The organism is Halofilum ochraceum, from assembly GCF_001614315.2.
Taxonomy (GTDB): domain Bacteria; phylum Pseudomonadota; class Gammaproteobacteria; order XJ16; family Halofilaceae; genus Halofilum; species Halofilum ochraceum.
In genome coordinates this window covers 54,377-79,167 of the sequence record NZ_LVEG02000005.1, presented here as the reverse complement: position 1 = coordinate 79,167, position 24,791 = coordinate 54,377, and the positions used below count along the sequence as shown (strand labels likewise).

The following is a 24,791-nucleotide window of genomic DNA, read 5'->3' as shown; positions in this document are numbered from 1 at the left end:
GGTGTTCAGGCGATCAGAGCCCGATATCTTCGAAGAATTTCTTCACCCCGTCCAGCCAGCTGTTCTGGCGCGGACTGTGCTTGCGCGTATCATCTTCGAAGCTCGCCTGGAGTTCTTCCAGGATTTCCTTCTGGCGGTTGGTGAGGTTCACCGGCGTTTCGACCCGTGCACGGCAGAGCACATCGCCCTTGGCGCCGCCGCGGACCGGCTTCACGCCCTTCCCGCGCAGCCGGAAGACCCGTTCGGACTGCGTCCCCGCCGGGATCTTGAGCTTCACGCGCCCGTCCAGCGTCGGCACATCCACCTCGCCGCCCAGCGCGGCGGTCGCGATATCGAGCGGTACATCGCAGATCAGATTGGCGCCGTCGCGCTCGAAAATCGGATGCGGCTTGACCCGTACCTCGACGTAGAGATCGCCCGCCGGGGCCCCGCTCTCGCCGGGCTCGCCTTCACCGGACAAACGGATGCGATCGCCGGTGTCGACGCCGGCCGGCACCTTCACCGAGAGGGTCTTCTCCTCTTCCGTGCGCCCGCTGCCGCGGCACTGGCCACAGGGATCGTCGATCTGCTGGCCGCTGCCCTGACAGGTCGGGCAGGTCTGCTGGATCGAGAAAAAGCCCTGCTGCATCCGGACCTGACCGATACCACGACAGGTCCCGCAGGTCTTCGGGGTCGAGCCGGGCTTCGCGCCCGAGCCATTGCAGCTTTCGCATTCCACCAGGGTCGGAATGCGGATTTCCGTTTCCGTGCCCTGGACGGCGTCCTCGAGGCTGATCTCGAGGTTATAGCGAAGGTCCGCGCCACGACCGCGGCGGCGTCCACCGCCGAAGATGTCGCCGAACATATCGCCGAAAATGTCGGAGAAGTCGGCGCCGCCGAAGCCGCCGCCGCCTCCACCGCCGAAGCCGCCGGCACTGCCATCCACGCCGGCATGACCGAACTGATCGTAGGCGGCACGCTTCTGGGAATCGGACAGGACTTCCGCGGCCTCTTTCGCCTCGCGGAACTTCTCCAGCGCTTCCTCGTCGTCGGGATTGCGGTCAGGATGATACTTCTGCGCCAGTTTGCGATACGCCTTCTTGATCTCGGTATCGCTGGCGTTCTTCCCGACCCCGAGTACTTCGTAATAATCCCGCTTGGACATGATCCAGGATCCTCCCCTGTGGTCACCGGCCGTTGCCCGCCGACCGATCGCACAAACGGAAACGTCCGCGACCGGTCACCGACCGGCCGGGACGTCCCGGCGACAACCAACGTAACGGCCCGCCGGAGCGGGCCGCCGAATCAGTTCTTCTTCGATTCGTTGTCGTTCACTTCCTCGAACTCGGCATCGACGACCTCGTCGTCCTTCCCGCTCTGCTGGCCTTCGGCGCTGCCGGACTCGGCCTCGCCACCGGCCTGGCTCTGCGCGGCCTGGGCCAGTTCGCCCGATGCCTCGGAGAGCTCGCGGGTGCGGGTCTCGATGGTCTCCTTGTCGTCGCCCTTCATGGCTTCACGCAGATTCTCGACCGCCTGCTCGACCTTCTGCTTCGCGTCGGCACCGATCTGATCGCCGTATTCGTTGAGCGACTTCTCGGTGGCGTGAATCAGGTTGTCCGCCTGGTTGCGGGTCTCGACCAGTTCACGCTGCTTGCGGTCTTCCTCTTCGTGCGCCTCGGCATCCTTGACCATGGCCTCGATCTCGTCCTCGGACAGACCGCTGGAGGCCTTGATCTCGATCGACTGCTCCTTGCCCGTCTGCTTGTCCTTGGCCGAGACGTTGAGGATGCCGTTCGCGTCGATGTCGAACGTCACCTCGATCTGCGGGACGCCGCGCGGGGCCGGCGGGATGTCGCTCAGGTCGAACCGGCCGAGGGACTTGTTGTCCTTCGCCATCTGGCGCTCGCCCTGCAGGACGTGGACCGTCACGGCCGACTGGTTGTCCTCGGCGGTCGAGAACACCTGCGACGCCTTCGTCGGGATCGTGGTGTTCTTCTCGATGAGCTGCGTCATCACGCCGCCCATGGTCTCGATGCCGAGCGACAGCGGCGTCACATCGAGCAGCAGGACGTCCTTGACGTCGCCGCCGAGCACGCCGGCCTGGATCGCGGCACCCACGGCGACCGCCTCGTCCGGGTTCACGTCCTTGCGCGGCTGCTTGCCGAAGAACTCCTCGACCTTCTTCTGCACCAGCGGCATACGGGTCTGGCCGCCGACCAGGATCACTTCATTGACGCCGCTGGCTTTCAGGCCGGCATCCTTGAGCGCCGTCTTGCAGGGCTCGATGGTCCGGTTGACCAGATCCTCGACCAGCGATTCGAGCTTGGCCCGGGTCATCTTCATGTTGAGATGCTTGGGACCGCTCTGATCGGCCGTGATGTACGGCAGATTGATCTCGGTCTGCTGCGCGGCCGACAGCTCGATCTTGGCCTTCTCCGCGGCCTCCTTGAGGCGCTGCAGGGCGAGCGGATCGTTGTTCAGGTCGATCCCGCTCTCCTTCTTGAAGCTCTCGGCGAGGTAGTTGATCATCGCGAGGTCGAAGTCTTCGCCGCCCAGGAACGTATCGCCGTGGGTGGACAGGACCTCGAACTGATGCTCGCCATCGACTTCCGCGATCTCGATGATCGAGATGTCGAACGTACCGCCGCCCAGGTCGTACACCGCGACCTTCTGGTCACCGCGCTGCTTGTCCAGACCATAGGCCAGCGCGGCCGCGGTCGGCTCGTTGATGATGCGCTTGACGTCCAGACCCGCGATCCGGCCGGCGTCCTTGGTCGCCTGGCGCTGCGAGTCGTTGAAGTACGCCGGCACCGTAATCACGGCCTCGGTCACTTCTTCACCGAGGTACTCCTCGGCCGTCTTCTTCATCTTCTGCAGGATGCGCGCGGACACTTCCGGCGGCGCCATCTGCTTGCCGTTGGCCTCGACCCATGCGTCACCGTTATCGGCCTTCAGGATCTTGTACGGGACGTAACGGATGTCCTTCTGGACCTCGTCCTCGTCGAACGCGCGGCCGATGAGGCGCTTCACGCCGTGAATCGTGTTGTGGGGGTTCGTCACCGCCTGGCGCTTCGCCGGTGCGCCCACGAGGACCTCGCCGTCCTCCGCGAAGGCCACGACCGACGGCGTAGTACGCGCGCCCTCGCTGTTCTCGATCACCCGGGTGGTGTCACCTTCCATTACGGCGACACAGGAGTTGGTCGTCCCGAGGTCGATACCGATCATCTTGCCCATGATGTTGCTTCCTCCAGCTCTGCGAAATTCTGTTTACGGCGCTGCGCCGTCTGTCACCGAACTTGGGGTCGGCTGGCCCCATTTCAAGCGGTCTATTTGGCGACCATCACCAATGCGGGGCGGAGCAGCCGATCTTCGAGGCGATAACCCTTCTGCATCACCTGGTACACGGTGTTGCTCTCGTAGCCTTCGACTTCCTGCATCGACATCGCCTGGTGGTAATCCGGATCGAACTTCTCACCGAGGGGATTGATCTCGACGATGTCGAACTTCTCCATGGCCTGACCGAGCATGCGCAGGGTCAGTTCGGTGCCCTCGCGCACCTTGGCGATATCGGCCTCGTCCTGCTGGGCGGCATCGACCCCGAGTTCGAGGCTGTCACGAACACCCAGCAGTTCGTTGGCCATTTTCTCGACCGCCTGCTTGCGCGCGGTGTCGGCGTCTTTCTGCGCCCGTTTGCGGACATTCTCTTTCTCCGCTTCCGTGCGCAGCACGCGTTGCCAGTTCTCGTCCGCGCGCGCCTCGGCCTGCTCAAGCTCGGCGCGCAGGCGCTCGATTTCGGCTTGCGGGTCATCGCTCGCGGCGGCGGATTCCGTCTCCTGCTCCCCGGTGGTCGTCTCCTCGGGGGCGTCCGGGGCGTCGGTTTCGCCCTCACCCTGCTCCCGGGTCTCTTCGCGGGCGTCCCGCTCCGTCTCCCGCTGTTCCGCGGACTGCTCGTTGGACATGCTGCGCCTCCGTTACTGCTTCCAAACCGATCGGGCGCCGCCGACACAAACCCCGGCCATGCACCGGGACAGGACGCGGCGCACCACGTGACTCAGGCCCATATGGGGCTCACGAACGGGAATTCAAGGCCGCGCCGAGCAGTCGGGAGGTCACGTCGACCACCGAGATGACCCGGTCGTATTCCATGCGGGTGGGACCGATCACGCCGAGCACGCCCACGATGTCGCTGCCCTGGGAGTACGGCGCGGCCACGATGCTGAGGTCGTCGAGCACCTCGTAGCCGGATTCGCGGCCGATGTAGATCTGCAGGCCATCCGCCTGCGAGCAGCGCTCCAGCAGATCGTAGAGATCGCGTTTGCGGTTGAAGGTCTCGAACAGCGACTTGAGCTTGTCGACGTCCGAGAGCTCCTCGAAATTCATGAGATTGGTCTCGCCCGCGAGGACGAAATTCGCTCCATCCCGGTCGCGGGTGTCCGGCGAGAATGCCTTGCCGGCCATGTCCACGACCGCATCCATCATGCGATCCAGCTCGCGGCGCGCGGCCCGCAGTTCGCGCTGCAGCGAGGCACGCACATCGTTCAGGTCGCGGCCGCCGAACTGCCGGTTGAGATAATTGGTGGCCCGCTCGAGCTCCGAGCGGCTGTAATCGCGATCCGTGTGGATCACCCGGTTCTGGACTTCGTGATCATTGACCACGAGGATCACCAGCACCCGCTGCTCACCGAGCGGCAGGAACTCGATATAGCGCAGCTTTGACACCTCGCGTCGGGGCAGGGTCACGACGCCGGCCATGCTGGTGAACCCCGACAGGAACGAGGAAACCGACTCGACCAGATCCTGCGGCGCATCGTCGGCATCCAGCTGGAGCTGCTCGCGCAGCTCGGCCGCGGAGATCTGCCCCGTGGGCTTCATCCCCAGCAGATGATCCACGAACAGCCGGTAGCCGCGTTCCGTCGGTACGCGACCGGCCGACGTATGGGGCGCGCGGATGTAACCCTGCTCCTCGAGGTCGAACATCACGTTGCGGATCGTCGCGGCACTCAGACCGAGTCCGGAGGCGCGGGCCAGGCTGCGCGATCCGATCGGCTCGCCGGCGCGGATGTGCTGCTCGACCAGTACCTGGAGCAGATGACGGCTGCGCTCGTTCAGCGGGCTGGTGTGATCGCTGGATACCATGCCGGCATTCTACCGAACGACCCCGAGCGTTGGCACTCCCGGTGGGCGAGTGCCAATACGCCACTATCCATGATTGCCACGATGGCCTATGTGCGGACACGGCCGGCGCGCTAGAATACGCGCCCCGACGGGCCATGCCCGAACACCGGAGGCGCGATGAGCGACCCCCTCAACCCCATCCGGAGACACCCCACCGTGGGCGTCCCGGTCGGCGACGTCACGGTTGGCGGCGACCACCCGGTCGTCGTGCAGTCGATGACCAATACCGATACGGCCGACATCGAAGCGACCGTCCAACAGGTGCTCGAACTGGCCGAAGCGGGCTCCGAGATCGTGCGGATCACGGTCAACAGTGACCCCGCCGCGGCGGCGGTACCGCATATCCGTGAACGCCTCGACGCGGCCGGATGCCGCACCCCGTTGGTCGGCGATTTCCATTTCAACGGACACAAACTGCTGTCGAACCACCCGGCCTGCGCGGAGGCGCTGTCCAAGTTCCGGATCAATCCGGGCAACGTCGGCAAGGGCAAGCGCCGCGACGAGCAGTTCGCGCAGATGATCGAGTTCGCCTGTCACTACGACAAGCCCGTGCGCATCGGGGTCAACTGGGGCAGTCTCGACCAGGACCTGATGGCGCGCCTGCTCGACGAAAACCAGCGGCGTGACGAACCGCGCGATCTGACGCTGATCAACCGCGAGGCCGTCGTCGAATCCGCCATCGGCAGCGCCCTGCGCGCCGAGGAACTGGGCCTGCCCCGGCACCGGATCGTGCTGTCCTGCAAGATGAGCGGCGTCCAGGACCTGATCGCGGTCTATCGCGATCTCGCCGCGCGCGGTGAATGGGCCCTGCACCTGGGCCTGACCGAGGCCGGCACCGGCAGCAAGGGGATCGTCGCATCGACGGCGGCGCTGTCCGTGCTCCTGCAGGAGGGCATCGGCGACACCATCCGCATCTCCCTCACGCCGGAACCCGGCGGCCCGCGCACCCGCGAGGTCGAGGTGGCCCAGCACATCCTGCAGAGCCTCGGCTTGCGGGCGTTCGTCCCGAGCGTCATCGCCTGCCCCGGCTGCGGGCGCACCACCAGCACCTACTTCCAGCAGCTCGCGGAAGACATCCAGGGCCATCTGCGCCGCAAGATGCCCGAATGGAAGGATGTCTATCCCGGGGTCGAGGAGATGCGTGTCGCTGTCATGGGCTGCGTGGTCAATGGTCCCGGCGAAAGCCGCAACGCCCATATCGGCATCAGCCTCCCCGGCACCGGGGAGCGCCCGGTGGCGCCCGTGTACGTGGACGGCGAAAAGACGGTCACGCTCAAGGGCGACCATATCGCCGAAGAGTTCGAGGCGATTGTCGAGGACTACGTCGAGCGCAATTACGGGCACAGCGACACCCCGGCGTGAGCCGGCGGCCCCGGACCGCCCTGATCATCGGCGGCGGCCTGGCCGGCAGCGCCGCGGCCGCCGTACTCGCCCGGCGCGGCTGGCGCGTCACCCTGATCGCCGACGATGACGCCGACCGCGCCTCGGACATCCCCGCCGCCGTCATGGCGGCCACCATCGGCGGCGCGACCGATCCACTGACCCGCCTGCGCCGCCGCGGCCTGAACGTAACCGAGAGCTGGCTCGCCCACCTCGAGCGGGCCGGATTCGACTGTGGCCGGACCGCGCGCGGCACCCTGCTGCTGCCGGGCAACGAACGCGATCGGGCCAGACACCGGCGCGTCCCACCCGATGACCCGGACGCGCGCCACGTCACACCGGCCGACGCCCGGGCGGCGATCGGTATCGAACCACCCTCCGATGGCGTGCTGCATCGCCGCGGCGCGTGCATCCAGCCCGACCGGCTGGCCAACGCGTTGCGGTCACTGCATGCCGGCTCGATCCATACCCGTGGCGGGCGTGTCGAACGGCTGGTGGCGCACGAGGATGGCTGGACCGCGCAGAGCGCTGCCGGCGAGCCACTTGCCACGGCCACAACCGCGATCATAGCGGCCGGCACCGCCTGCACGCGGCTGTGGCCAGAGAGCCGCCGCTGGCTGCTCCCCGCCCGCGGGCAGGCCACCGCGTTCCGCGCGACCGCCGCGAGCGCCGGCTTGCGGGTACCGATATCGGGTGGCGGTTACATCACGCCCGCAATCGGTGGAACCCATTGGGTCGGCGCCACTCTCCAACGCGGCGACACCGACCCGGCGCCACGCGCCGAAGACGACCAGACCAACCTCGCATTCGCTCAGCGGTGTCTCGGGCTCGCCGAAATCCCCGAAGCGATCGACCGGTTCGTCGGCTTCCGCGCCACCACACCCAACCGGATCCCCCTCGTCGGCCGCCTCGCCGACAATCTCTGGATCACCGCCGGCCACGGCGCCCACGGCCTGCTGACGACACCCCTGGCCGCCCAGCTCCTCGCCAATGCCATCGATGGCCACCGCCATCCGCTCCTGCGTTTTCTCTCCCCGGAAAACCGCCGCGACGGCCATCCCACCGATGCCAATCTGAAATAACCAACCACCTTGACCCAACCGCCCCTCGCCGGGATAATCCCGCTTTCTCGACAGGCGCCCGTAGCTCAGTTGGATAGAGCGCATGGCTACGAACCATGAGGTCGGGGGTTCGAATCCTCCCGGGCGCGCCAAATTCCCTCCCGTTTTCAGTCACTTACGCGCCGCAGATTCAGCACGGATCGTGCTGCTGTCCCACAAATGCCCATCTGTCCCACAGATTACTCATTCAGCGGTCGTTCGATGCGCGCGTGAGGGGTACCGAGGGTGGCATGGCGATGGCGCTGTCACCTATCCTCGCATAAAGCCTTACGGAGAGTGCCGATGCCACGAAAGATCGTCGCCGCCCTGATCGGATTGCTAGCCTGGACGCTGCTGCTGGTCGGCGGGGCCTACGCGTTCGTCGGCGCCTACGCGGCCACGGTTCCCGGCGGCTTCGTGGTCGACGCGGGCAATCCCGGCCCGGGGCTGATGATGGTCGTGTTCGGTGCGGTGACTGCGGGGGTCGGATGGGGGCTGCGCGCGCTCGGCCGGAAGGTCCGCCCGGAATCATCCCGCATGAAGGGGCTGGTGCGTGGTTGAGATCGCGCGAATCTGGCGGTGGGCCAGCACGCACGAGCGGTGCCTGCTGTACGGCCCGCTCGTGATTCTCGCCGCGCTGGCCACGCTCGCCGACCTGTTCATCGTGGCCGACTACCTCTACGACTACGCGCGCGGCCTGCAGGGCATGGGAACCAGTCCCGTTGACGCCCTGATCGGCAGCGAGGCGGCGTCCCGGCTCGCCCCGCTCGTGCTGCTGTTCCTGCTGTCCGGCATCCCCGGCGTGCTCTACACCTTCGTGATGGTCGCCGGCCCGCCCGCCATCTGGATCTGCCGGAAGATCAACCGCTAATACTGCTGCGCCTGCCGGTACGCGCGGCTGAACTCGAGCATGACGTCCTCCTTGCGCTCGCGCAGGTTCTCGATCCGCTTGCTCTTGGCGCGTGAGTCGTATGCCTTCGACTTGCGGATATTCTCGATCCGGTCATTGAGGCTTTTCAGCTTCTTCTCCGCGCTCTTGGCCATCCCGCGGATCTGCAGCTCCGGCCGGTACTCGCGCTCCACTTCCCCGACCGTGCGATCGGTCTTGCGCTTGCGGGCGCCTTCCAGCTCGTCCTCCGCCTCGCCGATCCGCCGCAGCGCGTCATAGTAGCCGTCGCGTGTCGTGCGGAAACCGGACTCGCCGTAGAGCTTGCTCAGGAACGGGATCTCATAGGTCTGAATGTCCTGCCCCTTCGCCAGCTTGGTCGGGATATTCACGAAACTGTCGCTGATGAAGGTGCCGAGGCCGCCGACGCCGAACTCGTAGAAGCGCTCCAGCGATTCGGGGTGAACGTCGAACCAGCCCGGCGTCACGGCCGTTCCGCCCGTGGCATCGTTCATGCCCTGGGCGATCGTCTTGAACAGGTCCGGCGTCGTCGACCACGACTGGTGGCTGTCCGGGTCCGGCGACCGATCGAACGGATTGCCCGTCGGGTAGATCCGCCGGCCGGACCAGTCGCGGTTCTCCCATACCTGCGCGGCCGGATCGAGCACCGTGGGCGTGATGAACTGTGCCGGCGTCGCCTCGGAGCCGAGCGGGTTGAACGACTCGAACGACGTGGCCATGACGCGAAGCGAACTGTCGGATGCGTCGTAGTCGTTCCGCATCCCCAGGGCCTGCTCCGTCGCCGCGGCGAACTCCTGCCCCATCACATGCATGATGTTATAGCCGTAGGGCAGCGGGACGCTGACGTACTGCCCTTCGGTGCCGGGCAGCATGACCACGAAGTAGCGGCTCTTGAGCCAGTCGGGCAGCTTGTCGTAGTACGGGATGCCGTCCTCGTCCTCGCCGCCCCAAATGCGGTTGCCCATCGCCACAGCGGCCGATACGCCGACGATCGAATAGGCGATCTTCCGCACCTTTTTGGAGCCGAGCGCCTGGAGCATCCGCGTCGTTCCCTGCAGGCCGGCGTTGTAGAACAGATAGGCCGCGTTCATCACCGTGCCGTAGTGGCCTTTCCGGTTGAAGTTGACCGTCAGCTCCTTGGCGATCGACGCGGCCTGCTGCTCGCTGACACCACTGCGCCGCGCGTTCTCGAACGCGGACAGGCGGACAGCGTTCTCGACCGAGATATTCACGTTCTCGGTGAAATCGAGCGCGGCCTGCAGCATTTCCCCGGGGTGGGCGCCGCTGCGCCGGGCCCGCTTGATCCGCTTCTCCAGCGCCTTCTTCGCATCATCGGTCGAGGCGTAGGTGTCCACCCAGCCCGTCTTGGCGCCCATGCGCTTGAACTCGCGGTAGCGCTTCGCCCATTCGCTGTTGCCGCCCTTCTGCTCGTCGCGGATGCCCTTGCGGGCCTGGCGGACGTCTTTGAGTATCCGCCACTTCATATCGTCGGCCTTGGTGCCGGCCAGGTTGATGCCGGCCGTCTGCAGGTCGCGCATGAAGTTGGAGATGATGAACTCGGGGTTGGCGCCCGTGCGGGTCCACGACAGCCAGCGGTTGAGCCATGCCCCGGCCCGCACGATCACGTTGATCTGATCCGCGCCGAGGTTCTTCATCGCGGAGGCGATCCGCAGGCCCTGGTCGCCGTGGAGCGTGATCCGGTGATCCTCGCCGGCCACCTTGACCACGAGCTCGTTGTCGTCGTTCGTCCAGGACGGCTTCACACGCGATTCAACGAGGCCCGTCTGCGGGTTGATCCGGCGCTCGATTTCGACCTTGTCGACCTCCCACAGCCGCGGGTTCGGGTTCGCCTGGATCAGCCGCATGAGCGCGCGCCCGACGTGGGCCTTCTCGGCCCGCACGGCCGCCGCTTCGTAGTTGGCGAGGACGTGCGTGAGCGGGCTGTCGGAGCGGGAGCGACGGCCCATCGCGGACTTCTGCCGGCCGCCGGCCAGATTGAAGCCCTTGCCGCGCGCGTCCTGCGACGACGCCATCGCCTGCGCGTCCTCCGATACCTCGGCAAAGCCGCGCAGCGGCACGTAGTGGTCGTACTTGTTCCGCCAGGCCTGCACCGTTTCGGCCCGCTCCAGCCCCTCGAACACAAGGATGCCGCGCTGCATTTCGACGATGGCATCCACCCGCGCGGCGAGCGACTCCATCACTTCCATGCGGCCTTCCTCGCGGATGCGCTCCATGACGGCCGCGGCCTCGGCATCGGTCATGCCGGAGCCCTCGCCCTCCTGCAGCTCGGGGTTGATCTCCGACATGGCGGCATTGCGCTCGGGGGCGTGGCGGGCGTACAGGTACTCGTCCAGCTCGTCCATCGTCACGCCGTTGTCCCGCATGGACTCGACCAGCGGATCGACGTGCTCCTCGCGGAAGCGGTTGACGCGATCATCCGCGCGGCCGTGGTACAGCGACTCCTTCATGTAGGCGTTCAGATCGTCCGGTATCTCCGCGCCCGTGTACTGCTCGATCGCGCCCTGCGCCTTGAGAAGGTCGACGTACTTGTCCTGCAGGTTGTAGCGAATGTAGTCGAAGGTCCCGGCCGCGGGCATATCGAAGCCGTCGGAGAACAACGGTTCGCTTTTCTGACGCTCGACCCTCGGCATGGACACGGTCACTTCCAGACCGGCCCCCGTGAACCGCTTGCGGGCCGCCCCGATCGTTTCCTCGGTGTGGGTGCGCGGCCCGTCGTCGAACAGCCGGCCGCTGGCGTCGCGCTTGAGCCATACATGCCACTTGCCCTGGCTGTACTCGGCCACGCCGGCCAGCGAGCCGTCGGGGGCCCGGGCGTACATGCGCGGTTTTTCGTCGTTGCCCGACCGGGAATGACGCGAGAACATCGACGCGTCGGCGCCGGCCCCGGCCTCGCCGTATTCGCGGCTGTACTTGGCCCGGGCCTCGTCGAGGACGCTGTCCTGACCGCTCACGCGCCGCCCGCGCTGGACGAAGTCACGCGCCCGTGCCACGAGCGCCAACAGCTCGGAATCGGTGAGGCGCAGCGAGAAGCCCATCCGCCGGAGCCAGTCGCGGATCTTCGCGGCGAGGCGCTGCAACAGGTTCGGCTTCGCGCCGGACTCGGCCATTTCGGCGAGCTTTTCCTCGGCCGCGATGAGCTGATGGTCCGGCTTCGACAGGTCGAGTCCCTGCCGCTGGGCAATGTCGGCGAGGCCGGAGCGGCCGTACTGCATCCAGACCTGGCGAAGCAGCGGCTTGATGTCCTTGCCGATCGCGCGGCGCAGGCCGTAGTGGCCGATCACTTCATGGAGGACCGTTTCCTCGAGTGCGCGCTGCGAGGGGATGTTGTCGGCGACGAGGTAGACGCGCCCCTTCCAGAAAACGCCGCGGACCTCGCCCCGGGCGCCGGCACTGTCGATTTCCTGGCGCAGATCGGCCGGCAGCTCGTTCTCGGACTGGCGGACGTAGGTGGCGGGCCGCTCCTTCCAGTCGCGCATGAGGCGCGCGGCGGCGCTGCGGGCCTCGTCCACGTTGATGCCGGCCTCGCTGCCCTGCGGGTTCGCCGGCCGTTCACCGCTGCGGGAGAAGCGCGCCCCGTCCGCCTCGTCGTCGGCCGACTGCTCCTCGACGATTTCCTGCGGCGGCTTCGACTGGAACAGCTCGCCGAGGACCGTTTCGGCCTTCGCCGTGGGGATGAACACCCGCGTCTTGTGGGCGATGATTTCGGTGGTGGCGCCGAGCTGCTTGAGCTGCTGCACTTCGGAGCCCCGCGGGCCCTTCACTTCCATGCGCTGCTCGTTGTCCACCCGGCGGCGTTCGAGCTGCCAGCCGTTGGTGAGCTTCACGGGCGCCCCGCGATCCATGATCGCCTCGCGCACGGCCGCCGGGGAAAGGTCCTGTGCCGGCCGGTCGAAACCGAGCTGCGACAGGGTTTCGCGGACCTGTTTCGCGGGCAGCTCACGGCCGAGGAGGCGCTCGCCGTCGTCCGTCTGGACCCGGAGCACGCGCTGGTTGTCGGTCGGCAGGCGATCCCACACCGGCAACAGGGCGCCGACGATCAGATGCCGGGAACTCTTGACCTGATTCGGGGCCGCGTCGACGCGCTGCTGCCAGGCGGCCCGCAGCTCCGCGTCCGAATCGCTCGCGGTTTCGTATTTCTCGCGGTACTTGGCCTGCGGCAGATAGTCCGCGCCGGTCGGCCCGATCCGCCGGTACTGCTTCACCAGCGCGCCGGTCTTGGGATCGGTCGTGGTCGCGGTCGGCACGAACGCGTACAGGTAGCCGCTGCTCTTGTTGCGGCCGAAGAACAGGCCGTCACGGTCGAACGGCAGATCCTCGTAGTGCGTGAGCTTCGCCTCGCGCCGGGTTTCCAGCTCCACGTAGCGCAGGGCGCCCGGACGGTCGCCGAGCTGCGATTCCTGCTCGTAGACCTTCTGGATCGAATCCGCGCGCAGGGTTTCCATGCCGGTGTCGAGCTGGCCCTGCTGGCGGGCGTATTCGATATTCGCCTTGAACCGGCGGTCGAACTCGTGGAACACCTCGTCCATGCGCTCCGGCTCCAGCGACAGGAGGCGGTTGAGGAACTGCGGCACGCTCGGCAGTTTCGATTCCTGCAGCTTGCCGTCCTCGTCCCACAGGTGGAAGCCCATCTCGTTTTCGAGGACGGGGCGGTTCACGATGCCGGCGTTACCCTGCTGCGCGTCGAAGATCATCGTGAGGACCGCGTTGCTCGCAAAGCGGTTCTCGAGACTGGCCTCGCTGCTCACCACGCCACCGCCGGCCGCGTCGCGCTGGCCCTTGGTCAGCGCGCCGAGCTGATCCAGCCGGCGGGCGATCGACGACAGGAAGCGCTTTTCCGCCTGCAGGTTGGTCGAGGCGAGGACGTAGTGCGGCGCCACGGCCTGATTCGAGCGGTGCGTGCGGCCGAAGCCCTGCACCGCCTTGTCGGCCCGCCACCCCGGCTGGACGAGGTAGTGGTAGCGCTTCTGCCGGTTCTCGATGCGGTTGTCGGCGTGGTAGCTCGCACCGGTACCGCCCGCGTCGGAGAAGATCAGGATGCGGCGCTTGCCCTTGTTGAACTCGTCGATCTCGGCGTTGACGTTCTTCTTGGTCCGCTTCTGGATCTCGCGGCCCTTCTTGCCCCGGACCAGTCGCCGGGAGCGGCCGGTGACTTCCGCGACCGCGTCGGTGCCGAAGTGGTCAATGAGCTGTTCCAGGATGCCTTCCGGCACGTCGAGACTGCCCATTTCCTCCATGAGCGAATCGCGCTCCGCGACCTTGCCGGGGTCCTCGACCGGGTTGCCGTTCGAGTCGGTTACGGGAACGCTTTTCTCGTTGCCGTTTTCGTCGATCGTTTTCTCGTACTTGGTGGTCGGGAAGCTGTTGTAGAGGTACTGCATGAGAATATCGAGCGGCGTCACGTCGACGTCGTCGAGCGACAGCCCCTCCTTCTCGGCCTGCGCCAGCCGGCGCTCCTGCGTCGCCTCGTTCGTGGACACGAGCTGCAGCACGGCGGAGTGGCCGTTTTCGAGCTGCTGCTCCACGTCCGAGATGATCGACGGGCCCTTCATGGCCGTAATGACCTGATTGAAGAACCGCTGGTGCGCGCCCCAAAACGCGGAGCGGGCCCGCGCCTTGGATTGCCCGTCGGCCGCGCCCTCGCCGTTGTTCTCCGTGTCGGCCAGCGCCGCGTCCACGCGCTGCATGACGTTCTGCCACGCGCGCGCCAGCGTCCGGTAGGCGTCGTTCTGCTCCTCGGTCAGCTCGTGGACGAGCCCGCCGTAGCTGACGTCGTCGTAGGACAGCGAGCGCGAGGTATAGAGGCCCAGGGATTTGAGATCCTTGGCAACGATCTCCATTGCCGCCACGCCGCCGTTGTCGATCGACTCGACGAACGTGTTGACGTCGGGGAACGCGGTGTCCTGCCCCCACAGGCCGAGGCGCTTGGCGTAGGCCAGATTGCGGACCTCCGTGGCGCCGGTCGCGGAGACGTACACCACGCGCGCGTCGGGGAGCCGGTCCTGCAGCTCGATCCCGGCGAGTGCGGCCTGCGACGCCTTCTGCACACCGCGCTCGCCTTCCTCGTCGAGGCCGTTGGCCATGTTGTGCGACTCGTCGAAGGCGATCACGCCATCGAAGTCCTCGCCCAGCCATTCAATGAGCTGGTCGATCCGGCGCTCGCCCTTGACGATGTTGCCGTCGGCGTCGCGCGAGTCCTGCCCCTTGGAGCGAAGCAGGTGGTAGGTGGTGAACGCGACGCCCTTGTCGCCCTTGATCGGGCCCTTCACGTCGCCCTGGGAGAAAATCTGATCCTTGCCGAGGCCGGCCCAATCCGCGTCGCGCTGGGCATCCTTGTAGAGCTTCTGATTCTCCGACACCCACACGGCCTTCTGCCGGCCGCGCTTGAAGTTGTCGAGGATGATGCCGGCGATCTCGGCGCCCTTGCCGACGCCGGTACCGTCACCGATATAGAAGCCCCGGCGGGTGCCGTCGGCGAGCTGCTGGTCATGGGACTGGCCGGCCAGCGCGACCGCTTCGAGCTGGATATTCGACAGGCGGCCGGACTCGACGATCTCCGAGGGGATGCGCGGCTGCCGCTCGATCTTCGGCGCCTTGACCGACGCCATCGCCGCGGACTCGGACAGCTTCGCGGGGTGCTCTTTGGCGGAGCTGAACGTCGCCCGGGGGCGGTAGCTCTCGAACGTGTCGTCGGTAAGCTCGGTTTCCTGGTTGGCTTCGGTGCTCGTCGAATCCGCCGACTCGACCGTGACCGCGTCTACATCGGATACGTCCCCGTCGCCATCGCGGCCAGCTTGTGATGCAGTACGTCCACCAGCTCGCGCACCACTCCGATCGGTTCCATCCGGTGCAGGCGAAACGGCTCCGGTATCGTCCGTCCCTTCGGGTCGTCCGGTGCCGCGCTCGTCAGAAACTCGTGCTGTTCCTGCGGCGTCGCGTGCATCATCCGGTCCCTGACCTCGTCCAGAAGAATCTCCGCGTTCGCCTCGCTGAGTCCGTGAACGGCCGGGGGCTGATCCAGTGCCCACTCCGCCAGCGCCAGTCCGGCCAGATCCACCGCCCTGGGCGGCTCCCCGGTCAGCTTGCGGTAGGCGCGCGCCGCCGCTTCGTGCACCGGCTTGCGGTTCAGTGCTTTCAGGCCGGTCATTGCGGACCTCCTCCAGGAGCGCCGGCAGCTCGTCGACGCTCTCGACGTCGCCTGTTACTGGATTCTGGCCGTCCGGCGCGGTGTTGTCCATGACCACGATGCGGTTGTCGAACGTGGTCCCGTATTGCTTGTACGCCTGCCCGCTGATGCCGACATTCGCGCGCACGTTGTACTGCTCGCCGATCCGCTGCCAGAAACGCTGTACCTGCTGCGAGGCGGCATCCGGGCGCATCCCCCGGCCGAGAATCGCCACCAGCCGCCCGCCGGGCTGCAGGCGGCGCATGGCCTCCTCGACGTGGCGGGCGCCAACCTGCAGATCCTTCTTGCCCGGGCGCTTGAGGTTCGACGAAAACGGGGGATTCATGAGCACGACGGACGGCTGAATATCGCGCGGCAGCGTCGCGTTGATGTGCTGCGCGTCCTCGCGGTGGACCGTCGTGTTGAAGCGTTCAAGCAGCTCGGCGCGGCCGGGGTCGTACTCATTGGCGATTACCCGCGCGTCGGCGGCCTGCGCCGGAGCGATCAGACTCCCGGTGCCGGCCGAGGGTTCCAGCACCACGTCCCGCTCGGCGAGATTTGCCACCCATGCGGCCGCGTGCGCGTGCGTCGGCGGGGTCGAGAACTGCTGGAGCTGCGTCTGCCCCTCGCTGCGCCGGGTCTGCGACGGCAGCGCCTGGATGATCGCGTCAATCTGGCGGATATTCTCCGCCGCGGCCTCGGCGTTGCCATCGGGCGCGAGATCATCACGGCCGCGCAGGTACAGGTTCACGCCCGTTTCCAGCGCGTCGTAGGCGTCCCGGCTGGTGTAGGCGCCCTCGGCCCGGGTGCCGCCGTAGGTGCGGTTGGCCATTTCGAACAGCTCGGTCGAGCCGATCGCCTTCATGCCGGTGGCCGCGCGACCAACCCGGTTCGGGAGCATGGCCGCAATGTCCGTGGCGAGCTGCTCGGATCGGGACTGCTGGCTTCCCGGCAGCTCGGCGCTCGCGCGGATCGCCTGCTCGATGCCCCGCAGGTAGTTGGCGAGATCATCGTCCATGCCGCCCCGGTCGAGCCAGTCACGGATCGACGCCGCCGCGTCCTGCTGCAGTTGCGTCAGATCGCGGTCGTTGTCGGTCGCATTGGTGATGCGCTCGGCCAGATCGTCCGCCTCGCGGGCGAACTCGCCGGGCATCCCGCCCTCGTTCATGGTGTCGGTCGCGGCTTCCAGCGCATCGCGCAGCGCAATGAGCGTGGCGCGTTCCGGCGACTCGCCGGCCATGTTGGCGCGGGTGCGGTCCTGCAGCTCGGATTCGTCGTCGACCAGCTCGGACTGCGACTGCTGCTGACTCCCCTGCAGATTGGCGGGGGTGCGGTCCTGTTCCTCGATCACGGACTGGTCGAGTACGGCGACCTCGGTACCTTCCGGCGTTATGACCGCGTCGTAACCGGCCTCCCGAACGGGCTGCAGGAAACGGTCGCTGTCGAACAGCGCGTCGTCGGATTCCAGTAGCAGCGGATTGCGGAAGTTGAGCCGATAGCGGCCGACGCTGTCGCCATACGTCGCCGCATAGTCACGCGACGTCGAGAAGTAGGCGCCGCCGCCTTCGGGCACACGCGGGGTTTCTTCGGCGCGCGGTGCGCCGCCCCCGTGGTAGTAATCCTGCGAGCGCAGATGGTCGATAAGCGCCTGCCGATCCGCCTCGGGAACATGAAGCGCATTGTTGAAGATCGCCGGGGTGGAGTTGTCCCACTCCGTCAGCGCCTTGAGCTGCTCGTCGGTGGCGACCTCGTCCTGCCACCGATCCTGCTTGCGGCGGTATTCGTCGAAGTCGAAAGTCACCCCGCCGTCACTGTCGCGCTTGACCACGCCCTCGACCGGCGGATCGGGGCGGCGCTCCATGTAGGAACCCGGCTCCTCCGGTTCTTGCTCGACCTTGCGGAACTTGTCCGCGCTGAACGTCTGCCGGCCGCGTCCCTTGAGGCGGATCTTGCTGCCGTCCGACCACTGGACCTCGATCGGATCGGTGCCGAAGGCTTCGGTGTCCCGAACGGCGATCACGCGGTCGCCCGCCTCGATCTTCGATTCGTCGCGCAGCTTCGGCGAGTACGGCTGCTTCGTGTCGCCGCTGTCCAGCCAGTCACGCAGCTCGGTCACATCGACCGGCGTGATGGCGCCGAGAACGCGCTTGCCAAACTCGCCCTCGAATCCGTCCAGATAGCCCTTGCGCGCGGCCTCCTCGGAGTCGAAGCCGAGCATTACCTTGTGCTCGTCGAACACATTACGCCCGGGGGTGCTTTCCGGCTCGACACCGGAAAGCGGGCGCATCTGATCGACGATGTAGGCCGTCTCGCTGTCCGGGTTCGGGCCAACGAACACGTCGACCGCATCGCCGTCGTTGCCTTCGGTGCGCCGGAAGTAGCCGTAGCTGTGCTTGAGGCGGACCATCCAGGCGTCGCGAGCCATCTCGCGCAGAATCGGATGGTTCGACGCGCGCAGCATCTTGAATGCCGACGGCACGTTCTTGTTCCGCAAGGCCCTGATAATGGTATCGGCAGCATCGGGCGCGTTGAAATTGAGGTCGCGCTCGCTGAGGTTGTGCCGGTAGGAGCCCTTCGGGGTTTCGACCGCAATATCGAAGCCCTGCACCCGAAGATCGCCCTTGCGGTAGTTGCCGGCCTCCTTCTGCGCGGCCGTGGGCTCGGGGTCGGGGCTCTGCTGGCTGGTAGCTGCCTGCTGGGCCTGTGCGTCGATGTCGGTTTCCTGCGGCAACAGGTCCGACAGGGCGCGGCGCAGATCATCGGCCCGGGCGCGCGGGAAGATCCAGCCGCCGGCCCGGTTGTTGAACAGGCCGCGCGGCTTGCCGCCCAGCGCGTTCTTGATCCGGTCCTTGTGGGGCTTGGTGTCGCCGCGCACCACGACGGATTTCTCGGTGTACGGTTCCACGCGCAGGGGCGGCTGTGCGGCGCTGTCAGCGGCGCCAGTCTCGCCCTCGGCATTGCCCTGTGTTTCGCCCGACTCGCCCTGCGTGCGCGCACGTTCGCCGCTGTCACCGGACTCCGGGGCATCCAGAAGGAAATCGGTGTCACCCTTGCCGGATTCCTGGCCGCTCTTGCTCTTGGTGCGACCGGCGAGGGCGCGACGGCCGTTTTCGATGGCCGCGTCCGCGCGCTGGGCGAGGTCCTGGTCGACGTCCGCGCCCGCCTGATCCAGCTCCTGTGTGACGCGGTCGCGCAGCTCGCCGACCTTGTCGATCAGGTCGTCGCGCACGCTGACCGGCTTGCCGGTCAGATCCTGACCGTCGCTCGGGTCCTCGCCGCGGCGCAGGGCCGTGGCCGCCTTCTCCAGCTTCGGCACGTCACGCTCGAGTGCGCTGGCGTTGTCCGCGCTGGACGCCTCGGCCGGCGTATCGCCCTGCTCCGACAGGCGGGTCGAAAGCTCGTCCAGAAAATCCTTGACCGCGCTGGCGCCCTCGATCGCTCCGGCCAGGTCATACTTCTGGCCTTCGTTCAGCTCCAGCACGCCGTACTTGTCCAGCGAGAACTCGGCGGTGCCAATGTCCGCGTCGCGGATGGTGAGCGTATCCTCGCCCCGGAACACGCGGGCCTTGCCGCCGCGCAGGGTCGTACTGAACGAGGGATCGGTCGCCGCCGGCTCCGACAGGCCGCGATCGCGCAGGAACTTCGACGCGCGCTTGGCCGCCATGCCCTTGTGCTTGCGGTACGCCGCCAGATCCTCGATCTGCGGGTCGACCTCGTCCATGCCGAGCGCGCGGCGCAGCCGATTCATGTTCCGCATGGCGCCGGTATCGTCGCCGCTCTCGCGCGCCTGATGGTACTTGACCACGGCGAACTCGATTTCATTGGTCGTTTCGTTGTCACCGCGGGCCTCGGCATCGCGCTTCGCCGTGGCCGCGCGCCGCGCCATGTCGTCGGGGAAGTGCGTGTCCGGCACACGGAACTGATCGGACCAGCTCGCGGACTCGGACAACGCCTGCGTCGCCTCGTCCGTGCCGGCCTGCTCGCGCTCGCGCTGGACGGCCTGCTCGACGCGGTCCTCGGTGTTCTTCTCCCACGAATTGAGGCTGGCCGTGGGGAACGGCCGGCCCTCGGACCGGCGGGCTTCCAGAAGCTCCCGCAGGGTCGATGCGGTGCGGGTCGCCCCGGCCTCCTCCAGGCGGTCTATGATCGCCTGCGCGCGCTCATAGCTGTCCTCGGGGTCCAACGAAGAAGCCCCCGACTCGGCGGGGGCTTTTTCGGAGGGCTGATCCAGTAGATCAGGCTGTTTGTCGGCGCCGGAGAACAGATCCCCGTCGCCGGACTCAACGGGTGGCGAATCGGCCGCCTTGCGCTCGCGCTCGACGTCCGCGTCCTTCGCGGCCTGCTCGGTTTCGGAGCGGCCCCCGGCGAGGTCTAGCTGTCCTTCGCTGTCCTCGGCCACTTGAGGCTGATCTGCGTCCCCTCGGGCGCCGCCTTCGCGATCCGGGCCGGACTGATCGGCCCCGGGCTGTTCAGCCGCTCCACTGTCCGACGCGCCTGCGGGCTGTCCTTCACCACTCTCGCGGTCGGAGCGGAATCCTTCTTCCTTCCGCCGCTGCTTCTGCTTGTCCTGCTCTGTTTCGGCGCTTTCGACATTCTCTGCGATCCCGTAGGAGAAACGGACCTGGTTGCGCTCTATCCTACCACCGTCCGGCATATCGAGGACAAAGCGGGCATCGTCCTCGAAATCCTGCTGGGCCTGCCGGAGCGCGGACTCGAGCTGCGCCTTGTCGTCGCCCTGGACGATGAACTCGTCGCCGGAGCGGTGGAAGATATTGCCGTCGCCGACGTAATCCTTGAGCCGCTGGGCGAACTGGCGGATCAGCTCATCGGCCGTGCCGTGGCCGAGCGTGTCGTTGATGGACTTGAAGTTGTCCAGATCAAGGAAGCCCTGATACTGCTTCAGCTCGCCGTTGGCCTCGCGCTCGGCGTGCTCGACGATGTTGGCGACGCCTTCGATGTCGGTACCGCCCACCTTCGCCGTGCGCCGATCCTCGCGCAGCGCCTGGATCATCCCACGGGCCTCGTCGAGATCACCGACCTCGTCGAGGTGGCGGTCGATCGCCTCGCGCTTGCTGGGCTGCTGGCGGCGCTCGCTGCTGGCGGCCGACTCCGCGGCCGTTTCGGGCTGTTCCCCGCCGCGCTGTTCCATGTCCGACTGCGCGTTTTCGACCACGTCGAGCAACCGGCCGGCGAGCTGCTGGTCCGACTCCTCGTTGCGGGCGGCCTCCTCGATGGCCCGCTCGGTCGCGTCCGGGTCCATGCGCTCGGCGCGACGCTGGATCTCGTTGATGGCCGCGTTGACACCGGCCACCTGTTCCGCCTCGCTCGGCGGCATATCCGCGTATTCGCGCAGAGCCTGCTCCAGCTCGTCGCGCTCGAAGTCCGCGTCCGGCACTTCGTCGTCGCCGACGGGGCGGGCTTCGGACTCCTCCATCGCGTCGATCATGGCCGCTTCGTCGGCCTGATTCGAATATACGGGGTTGCCCTTCTCGGCCTGCAGGAGCTTCTCCTCAAGCTCGTGCTGGTCGCGCGTGTTCAGATAGCCGCGCTCGTGCAGGACCTCGGCCAGCCCGTCCAGCGTTTCGCCCTGCCCCGGCTCGGATCGTTCGAGCTTCGGGAAGCCGACCTTCTTGATGGGCTCCTGCCCCTTGAGCCGGCCCTTCCAGTCGGTTTCGATCGTGGTGTTGATGCCGCCGAGCTTCTGGATCGCGGTCAGTAGATCATCCTTCTCCTCGTCGATCCGCCGCTCACGCCGGAACCGCTCGGCGCGGCTTTCCTTCGGCTTGTTCTGATCCAGCTCGCGGCGGATGCCCGCGGCCTGATTCCGCAGATCGCGGGCGATTTCGGGATCTTCTTCGCTGGCGGCCAGCTCCTCGTAGCGTTTGGCGCGCTTGAGCTGCTTCTGGCGGGAGCGCTGCTCGCTGGCGGATTCGGCCGGCGCCTGCTTCGCCTGGGCGCCCCGCCCCTGCACGGATTCACCGGGCTGCGACCGTTCGGCACGGCGGCGCTGCGCGCGCTCCACGTCCGGGGTGAGCCCCAGGTCCTCGCGGCTGGACGCCTCCTGCGCTCGCTTCTGATCGCCCTGCGCCTGCGTGCGCGCCTCGCCGCGCGTGTCCACTTCGACCACCGGGCGCGGCAGCTCGGCCGGATCGCCCTGCGATTCGCCGCGGCGCTCGGCCATGAAGTTTTCGAACTCGGCGAGATCGGATTCTTCCTGCTCGCTCCGCCCGGGCTGCTCGGCGTCCGTGTCGCCCTTGCGCCGGCCACGGCCACGCGCACCGGTTACGGCGGCGCCGGCCACATCGACCGGCGCCGTGACGCCCTCGGCGAAACCTTCGACGGCGATTTCGCCTGCCCGCAGCTCCTCGCCGGTCGCGGCCTGGGCTGTCGCCTCGCCAGCGGCGCCGGCCGCGCCCTGGGCGCCGGTCTGCGCCACCTGCTCGCCCGTCTCACGCGCCACCTGTGCGGTACGGCCGGCATTCGCTGCAGCGCGCGGGGTCAGCGCGGTGCTCGCGAGCTTGCCGCTCGCCGCGTCGAACAGCCCAATCGCCACGCCTCGCGTCGCCGCCTTGCGCCGGATATCCTCGCCGTGCTGCGCGAGCGTTTCCTTCACGCTCTGCGGATCGTTCATGTCCGCGCCGTGTTCGCGCAGGCCGTCGGCCAGCGACAGGGCGAACTCGATCCCGCCGGACCCCACACCCATGCCGGCCGCGAAGCCGGCGGGGCCACCCACCGCACCGCCGGCCATGCCGCCGGCCAGCGACGAGGCCATGAGCGGGGCGCTCTCGGTACCGAACTGCCCGATCACGCCGATCGGGTCCTCCTGGAAATAGGTCCAGAACTCCTCGAAGCTCTCGGACTGGACGGCCTTCTCGGCAATGGGGTTGCGGGCCGTTTCCGCGTTCTTCTTCTGATTCTCGGCGATACTCTGCAGGCGGGAACGGAAATCCTTGCGGGACGCGTCGAGCTGCTTCTGATAACCGGCGAGCTGGTTGTCGATGCGCCCGAGCATGGCCTCCTTCTGCTGCTGCGGCACGTCCTCGCGCTTCTGCAGCGCGGCCTTGGCCTTCTCGGCCTGATCCTGGAGGCTTTCCAGCTTGGACTTCGTTTCCGTGGCCTGGCGGTAATTCTCCATGAGGGAGACCGCATCCACGGCGGTTTCCAGATTCCGGGCGCCGACTTCCAGGCGTTCGCCCGCGCGCTCGCTGAACGTCGTGCCGGCGTAATACTCGCTCGCGTCCTGCTTGACCGCTTCAACCTGCTCCTGCGACGGGGCGCTGCTCTCGTCCCATCCGCCGCGCGCCCGTGGGTGCGCGCCGCCCGGGGAGGCATCGGTCATGCCGAGGGAGCCGGAGCGGGACGAGCCGCCGCTCGTCTGGCTGCCGACGTCGCCGAGGCCGCCCGACGGCTTGGCATCCTCGTCCGTGTCCACGGATTCGACGGGCGCCTCGTCCCGGGTGTCGGCGCTGTCGGCACCGCTCGACCAGGATTTGTCCCAGGGCTTGTCGCCATCGCCGGAACCGGATGCCTGCCAGTCGTTTTCCCACGGCTTCGCCATTACTCGACCTTCTCCCAGTTTTCGGCCTTGTTCGGATTGCCGCCGGTATAGCGGTACTTGTTGCCCTCGCTGTCGGTCTGGACGTCACCCTTGGCCAGGCCGCCGCCGCTGGACTGCGAGCTGCTGCTGCCACTGTCGGCGCTCTCGAGTCCGCCGCTCCGCCCGGACTGACCGCCACCACCGGAGCCGGCATCGGCCAGGCTGGCACCGGAGCCCCCGGAACGGCCGCCACCGGAGCCACCCCCTTGCGCGGCCGGCGCGGACTGCTTGCGGATGCGGGCCGCTTCCTTTTCGATCCACTCCTCCTTGGTGAGCCCGTCCGGCGTCTTGCCGTCCTGAAGCGCCGTGTCGCCGGTCCCGTCCCACAGGCCGGTGTCATACTGCTCGTTGAACCGCTCGGACGCTTCCTGCCGCGCCTCGTGCTTCGGCACCGTGGGCGCCGTCTGCATCACGCGGTTCACGGCCATGTTCGCGGCTTCGCCAGGGCTGACCCGGCCACCGCTGCGGCGAAGGAGCCGGTGCGCCAGCGACGTTGCTTCCCGCTGCAGCTCGCGCCGTTCCTCCGGCACGATGGGGCTGCCCCACTGGTCCTGATCGGTCGCCAGCGCGTCCTCCACCGAGCGTGAAGCGGAGTTGTAAAACGAGGCCGACAGCGAATCCTCCGACGTGCCATCGTCGACGTCGCCGCCGACCTTGGCGATCGCGCGTTCAAGGCCCTGCTGCAGCCCCTTGTCGCTCTGGATCATCCGGCGGATGAGCTGCTGGCCCTTGATGTTCTTGGCGAAGTTGTCGACCGGAACGTCGAGCACGTACTCGTCCTCGGCGCTGCGGTTTTCGGTCACGGGGGCGCTGTAGGTGTGGACATTGCCGTCCTTGTCCTTGGCCTTGACGTTGAGGCGAAGGCGGATGCCCCGCCCGTCCTCGGTGGGGGCGAAGTCGCGGATGGACTTGTCCACGACGGTCATTTCCTTGCCGTCGCGCTTGATCTTCTCGCCGACGCCTTTCTGCAGGCGCTTCCTGTAGACGGTGTTACCGGCCTCGATCACGTCCTTCTGATCGACGCCCTCGCCCTTCATGGCCCGTTCGAGCGTATCGAGCGCCTGCCCCTGCTCCGCGGACAGAAGATCGCGCGGGGACATTTCCGCGCTTTCGGTGAGGCCGATCACGTCGTCGGGATCAATCGCACGGCCGTTCCTGTGCGCGACCATGAGCGAATTGAGGCTGCGCTGCAGCTCCGCGCGGCGCGCCTGCTCGCGCTTCTCGCCCATCGTGAACTCGTGCTTTTCCTGCGCGCGTTCCTCCTGGGCGTTCTGGCGCTCGGCCTGCGACTCCCAGCGGTCCTCCTGCGCGTCCCAGCGATCCATCTGCGCGCTGTGCTGTTCCTTTTCCATCTGGAACTGCTGGTCGCGGCGCTCGGCCTCCTTTTCGTTGCGGTCGATCTGCTTACCCATCTGGTAGCCTTCGACCGCGCTTTTGATGAAGTTGCCGGGTTGCAAACGAGCCATGCCC

10 protein-coding genes and 1 tRNA gene are annotated in these 24,791 nt (G+C 67.2%); 5 read left to right on the top strand and 6 right to left on the bottom strand.

Annotated elements, in window-relative coordinates:
* Nucleotides 1-13: 13 nt before the first annotated feature.
* From dnaJ to hrcA, 4 genes are all read right to left on the bottom strand, one after another.
* Nucleotides 14-1,144, bottom strand: a complete 1,131-nt coding sequence (gene dnaJ, locus A0W70_RS06905) for a molecular chaperone DnaJ (protein WP_070988500.1) — start codon at nt 1,142-1,144, stop codon at nt 14-16.
* Nucleotides 1,145-1,284: 140 nt separating this feature from the next.
* Nucleotides 1,285-3,213 carry a molecular chaperone DnaK gene (dnaK, locus tag A0W70_RS06900; protein WP_070988499.1) on the bottom strand — a complete coding sequence of 643 codons (1,929 nt, stop codon included), beginning with the start codon at nt 3,211-3,213 and terminating at the stop codon, nt 1,285-1,287.
* 92 nt (nt 3,214-3,305) lie between these two features.
* Entirely contained in the window at nt 3,306-3,938 is a 633-nt protein-coding gene (gene grpE / locus A0W70_RS06895) for a nucleotide exchange factor GrpE (RefSeq protein ID WP_070988498.1), read from the bottom strand.
* A 109-nt stretch (nt 3,939-4,047) separates the two neighbouring features.
* A complete protein-coding gene (gene hrcA, locus A0W70_RS06890; protein WP_070988497.1) occupies nt 4,048-5,115 on the bottom strand; it encodes a heat-inducible transcriptional repressor HrcA in 1,068 nt (355 codons plus the stop codon).
* A gap of 156 nt (nt 5,116-5,271) precedes the next feature.
* On the opposite strand from hrcA, the gene ispG reads away from it, so the two are divergent.
* The 5 genes from ispG (at nt 5,272) to A0W70_RS06865 (ending at nt 8,505) form a co-directional block, all read left to right on the top strand.
* On the top strand, nt 5,272-6,516 hold the full coding sequence (gene ispG, locus A0W70_RS06885) for a flavodoxin-dependent (E)-4-hydroxy-3-methylbut-2-enyl-diphosphate synthase (RefSeq protein WP_070988496.1): 1,245 nt from the start codon (nt 5,272-5,274) through the stop codon (nt 6,514-6,516).
* Entirely contained in the window at nt 6,513-7,616 is a 1,104-nt protein-coding gene (mnmC1, locus tag A0W70_RS06880) for an FAD-dependent 5-carboxymethylaminomethyl-2-thiouridine(34) oxidoreductase MnmC1 (RefSeq protein ID WP_070988495.1), read from the top strand. The genes ispG and mnmC1 overlap by 4 nt, the downstream gene beginning before the upstream one ends.
* Nucleotides 7,617-7,670: 54 nt before the next feature.
* Nucleotides 7,671-7,747: transfer RNA gene (locus A0W70_RS06875), tRNA-Arg, on the top strand.
* A 190-nt stretch (nt 7,748-7,937) separates the two neighbouring features.
* Nucleotides 7,938-8,195, top strand: a complete 258-nt coding sequence (locus A0W70_RS06870; protein WP_070988494.1) for a hypothetical protein — start codon at nt 7,938-7,940, stop codon at nt 8,193-8,195.
* Nucleotides 8,188-8,505, top strand: coding sequence for a hypothetical protein (locus A0W70_RS06865; protein ID WP_070988493.1), 318 nt, complete (start codon nt 8,188-8,190; stop codon nt 8,503-8,505). The genes A0W70_RS06870 and A0W70_RS06865 overlap by 8 nt, the downstream gene beginning before the upstream one ends.
* On the opposite strand, the gene A0W70_RS06860 is transcribed toward A0W70_RS06865, so the two are convergent.
* Nucleotides 8,502-23,282 carry a strawberry notch-like NTP hydrolase domain-containing protein gene (locus A0W70_RS06860; protein WP_070988492.1) on the bottom strand — a complete coding sequence of 4,927 codons (14,781 nt, stop codon included), beginning with the start codon at nt 23,280-23,282 and terminating at the stop codon, nt 8,502-8,504. The two genes, A0W70_RS06865 and A0W70_RS06860, sit on opposite strands and share 4 nt — an antisense overlap.
* The gene (locus tag A0W70_RS06855; RefSeq protein WP_070988491.1) at nt 23,282-24,787 is read right to left on the bottom strand and encodes a coiled-coil domain-containing protein; all 1,506 of its coding nucleotides are present in this window, start codon (nt 24,785-24,787) and stop codon (nt 23,282-23,284) included. The genes A0W70_RS06860 and A0W70_RS06855 overlap by 1 nt, the downstream gene beginning before the upstream one ends.
* Nucleotides 24,788-24,791 lie beyond the last annotated feature (4 nt).

Bases quoted from the DNA above. Each gene is read 5' to 3' on its own strand.
- A0W70_RS06860 (WP_070988492.1), bottom strand. From the start codon at position 23,282: ATGGCGAAGCCGTGGGAAAACGACTGGCAGGCATCCGGTTCCGGCGAT.
- A0W70_RS06855 (WP_070988491.1), bottom strand. From the start codon at position 24,787: ATGGCTCGTTTGCAACCCGGCAACTTCATCAAAAGCGCGGTCGAAGGC.
- dnaK (WP_070988499.1), bottom strand. From the start codon at position 3,213: ATGGGCAAGATGATCGGTATCGACCTCGGGACGACCAACTCCTGTGTC.
- ispG (WP_070988496.1), top strand. From the start codon at position 5,272: ATGAGCGACCCCCTCAACCCCATCCGGAGACACCCCACCGTGGGCGTC.
- dnaJ (WP_070988500.1), bottom strand. From the start codon at position 1,144: ATGTCCAAGCGGGATTATTACGAAGTACTCGGGGTCGGGAAGAACGCC.
- hrcA (WP_070988497.1), bottom strand. From the start codon at position 5,115: ATGGTATCCAGCGATCACACCAGCCCGCTGAACGAGCGCAGCCGTCAT.
- A0W70_RS06870 (WP_070988494.1), top strand. From the start codon at position 7,938: ATGCCACGAAAGATCGTCGCCGCCCTGATCGGATTGCTAGCCTGGACG.
- grpE (WP_070988498.1), bottom strand. From the start codon at position 3,938: ATGTCCAACGAGCAGTCCGCGGAACAGCGGGAGACGGAGCGGGACGCC.